The sequence below is a fragment of the Chitinophaga sp. genome, from assembly GCF_036566945.1.
Taxonomy (GTDB): domain Bacteria; phylum Bacteroidota; class Bacteroidia; order Chitinophagales; family Chitinophagaceae; genus Chitinophaga.
This window is the reverse complement of record NZ_DATCVJ010000603.1, coordinates 1-3,549: the sequence shown is the minus strand read 5'-3', so window position 1 is coordinate 3,549 and position 3,549 is coordinate 1. Positions and strand designations below refer to the sequence as shown.

Genomic DNA, 3,549 nt, shown 5'->3' with positions numbered 1-3,549 from the left:
TTTAACGTTAACCAGTTATTAACAAAAAAACGTCTGTGTTTATTCTTTAATACTATCTTACTTTTATATCTTTGCTCAGCTTTTAGAACCTACACCTGAATTGTTATATACCCCCGGTATTCCGGTAGCATTCAAACAAATCATTTTCTCTGAAAGAACTAATGCAATGGTGGCGATCACCAATGTAAATGGTTTATTTATTCAGGAACACCAATGAGCTATCGGCGATGCCCATAACAAATGAGTACAGGAGGAGTGAAAATTAATACACAGGATGGCGTTTGTTTAACCAGGTGCCTTCGGGCAACCTAACGCATTTATCGAAAGGAATTGCTTTCGGGAGTCAACATTAAAAAAGCTCCGTCCGGAAAGGACGGAGCTTTTACGCTTTTATGCAATTACCACAAACCGGTGTAGTTGTGTGGTGTAATGGCTTTCAATTCTTTTTTGAGGGCAGCGCTGATTTTCAGGCCATCCACAAATTTGTGCATGCTCTTCTGGGTGATCTGTTCACCGCCACGGGTCAGCTCTTTCAGGGCTTCATATGGTTGTGGATAGTTTTCACGGCGTAATACGGTCTGAATCGCTTCTGCTACTACGGCCCAGTTGTTTTCCAGGTCGGCATGTAACTTAGCTTCATTCAGAATCAGTTTACCTAATCCTTTCTGGATAGACTTAGTCGCCAGCAGGGTATGACCAAATGGTACACCCAGGTTACGTAATACAGTAGAATCGGTCAGGTCGCGCTGCAGGCGGGATACGGGCAGTTTGGCACTCAGGTGCTCAAACAGTGCGTTCGCCAGACCCAGGTTACCTTCTGCATTTTCAAAGTCAATAGGATTTACTTTATGCGGCATCGCAGAAGATCCTACTTCATTCTTCTTAATTTTCTGTTTGAAGTAATCCATGGAGATGTACTGCCAGATATCACGGCAGAAGTCCAGCAGGATGGTATTGATACGTTTCAGTGCATCAAATTGCGCGGCAATGTTATCGTAATGCTCAATCTGCGTGGTATATTTCATACGTTGCAGGCCCAGCGTGGTATTTACGAATTTCTCTCCGAATTTTTCCCAGTTGATTTTAGGGAAAGCTACGTGGTGTGCATTGAAGTTACCGGTAGCACCGCCAAATTTTGCGGCAAAAGGAATTTGTCCCAGCAGGTTTACCTGTCCTTCCAAACGCTCTACAAACACCAGTATCTCTTTACCCAAAATAGTGGGAGAAGCAGGCTGACCGTGGGTACGAGCCAGCATAGGCACTTTCATCCAGCCCAGACCGAGTTTTTTCAGCTCCAGGATCATATTGGCCAGTGCGGGCATGTACACATGTTCTACGGCATCTTTCCAGAGGAGTGGGGTAGCGGTATTGTTCACATCCTGTGAAGTAAGACCAAAATGCACCCATTCCAGTTTGTCTTCCAAACCGAGGTTTTTCAGTTCATTCTTCAGAAAATATTCCACTGCCTTCACATCGTGGTTGGTAATTTTTTCTGTGTCTTTGATCAGTTGCGCATTCTCGATGGTGAATTCCTGGTAAATTTTACGCAGGGCAGGGAACTTGGCTTTGGGCAGCGTAAACAGCTTCTGCTCAGAAAGAGCAATAAAATATTCCACCTCTACCATCACACGGTAACGGATCAACGCAAATTCAGAAAAATAATTGGCCAGCTCGTCCAGTTGCTTGCGATAGCGCCCGTCCAGTGGAGAAATGGCAGTTAATGGTTGTAGTTGCATAATGTATGTATTCCAGTATTACTATTAACATGTTTAGTGGGCTACAAGTTCTCTTTGAACCCTGATTTACAGGATGACAATTATTCATTTGGAACTTGTTAACCGGGATTTAGTTACTTTTGCAGCTTCAAAATTACTGAAATTGGAACGGAAAGTAAAAGTTGCGGCTGTAAGTTATTTGAATACGAAGCCTTTATTGTATGGATTCAGGAATCATCCGGTGATGGAGATGATGGAATTATCGATGGATTATCCGGCTAAAATAGCCCAGCAGCTTATAGATGGAGACGTAGACGTGGCATTGGTGCCGGTGGCGATTATTCCTAAATTAAAGGAATATCATATTATAGCAGATTATTGTATTGGTGCGGAAGGACCTGTTGCATCTGTTTGTTTGTATAGTGATGTACCCTTACAGGAGATTAAACGTATTTACCTGGACTATCAAAGCCGTACCTCTGTAGCATTGCTCAAGGTATTGGTACGTGAATACTGGAAGCTGGACGTGGAATTCGTTAATACCAGCGGGGATTACCAGGATAAAATTAAAGGAACAGACGCAGGTTTGGTGATTGGCGACCGTGCTTTGGCACAACGCAAAGTGTCACCATATATATATGACCTCGCCGAAAACTGGGTGCGATTTACCAGTTTACCATTTGTATTCGCCGCCTGGATCAGCAATAAGCCGCTGCCAGCCGGGTTTGTAAAGGAATTTAATGAAGCCACCGGTATCGGTATTAAAAATATTCCGGCCGTGGTAGCAGAAAATCCGTACGATATCTACGACCTCACCACCTATTATATCCATAACATCAGTTATCCTTTTACACCCGCCAAACGGCAGGGGATGCAGAAGTTCCTGGGATATCTTTTAGAGGAGAAAGCTTAAGGCATAAAGCAAAAAGCTATTGAAGCGAATGATATAAGCAAATATTTAATTATTTGATCGCTTATATTATTCGCTTCAATAGCTTTTTGCATTTTGCTTTAAGCTTTTTGCTTATCTTCATATTTCTGCTTAATATTAATCTACGCTCATGAAAATCGGTATCCTGGGAAGCGGTCCGGTAGGGCTAACTCTTGGCAAAGGTCTTATTCAAACAGGGCATCATGTTACTATCGGTACCCGTAATCCCTCCAAAGAATCATTGCAGCAATGGATAAAGAAACAAGGTAAACAAGCTACGGTAGGCACTTTCAGACAGGCGGCAGAATTCGGGGAATTACTCCTGATCTGCACCAGCTGGGTAGGTACCAAAAAAGCGATTGAAGCAGCAGGGATCTGGAACTTCAAAACCAAAACAGTCGTAGATGTCACCAATCCCCTGGATGGCAAAGGCCCCGATGAAACCGGAAGACTCACTTTTACCATTGGTCATAACAATTCTGCCGGAGAACAAATACAGGCATGGTTGCCGCCAGATGCCAATGTAGTAAAGGCGCTCAGCTGTATTGGTCATGAAAGAATGCTCCTCCCGGAATTCCAGGAAGGTTCTCCCACCATGTTTATCGCTGGCAATAATATCGAAGCCAAAAGAGAAGTGATCAACCTCCTGCACCAGATAGGATGGAATGATGTGGCAGATATGGGCAACATAGAAATGAGCCGGAGCATAGAGCCGCTCTCTATTTTATGGGCCGCCTACGGCTTTTTAAATGATAGCACAGGGCATGCGTTTAAGTTACTTAAAAAGTAGAAGCTTTTTAAAATAGCAGAAGGCTGAAAGCATAAAGCAAAAAGCTATTGAAGCGAATGAATAAAGCGGATATTACTCGCTTAGATTATTCGCTTCAATAGCTTTTTGCTTTA

General features: G+C 43.2%; 3 protein-coding genes. 2 read left to right on the top strand and 1 reads right to left on the bottom strand.

Features of this window, described 5'->3' with window-relative positions:
• Nucleotides 1-398: 398 nt before the first annotated feature.
• Nucleotides 399-1,736 carry an adenylosuccinate lyase gene (purB, locus tag VIP81_RS18355; protein WP_331964225.1) on the bottom strand — a complete coding sequence of 446 codons (1,338 nt, stop codon included), beginning with the start codon at nucleotides 1,734-1,736 and terminating at the stop codon, nucleotides 399-401.
• 142 nt (nucleotides 1,737-1,878) lie between these two features.
• Between purB and VIP81_RS18350 the strand changes: the two genes are divergently transcribed.
• Together VIP81_RS18350 and VIP81_RS18345 are read left to right on the top strand one after the other, a co-directional pair.
• Nucleotides 1,879-2,628 carry a menaquinone biosynthesis protein gene (locus VIP81_RS18350; protein ID WP_331964222.1) on the top strand — a complete coding sequence of 250 codons (750 nt, stop codon included), beginning with the start codon at nucleotides 1,879-1,881 and terminating at the stop codon, nucleotides 2,626-2,628.
• Nucleotides 2,629-2,776: 148 nt separating this feature from the next.
• On the top strand, nucleotides 2,777-3,436 hold the full coding sequence (locus tag VIP81_RS18345; RefSeq protein WP_331964217.1) for an NADPH-dependent F420 reductase: 660 nt from the start codon (nucleotides 2,777-2,779) through the stop codon (nucleotides 3,434-3,436).
• Nucleotides 3,437-3,549: the final 113 nt, after the last annotated feature.

What these genes read in the sequence shown, in the direction of transcription:
- purB (WP_331964225.1), bottom strand. Translation starts at nt 1,736, where the DNA reads ATGCAACTACAACCATTAACTGCCATTTCTCCACTGGACGGGCGCTAT.
- VIP81_RS18345 (WP_331964217.1), top strand. Translation starts at nt 2,777, where the DNA reads ATGAAAATCGGTATCCTGGGAAGCGGTCCGGTAGGGCTAACTCTTGGC.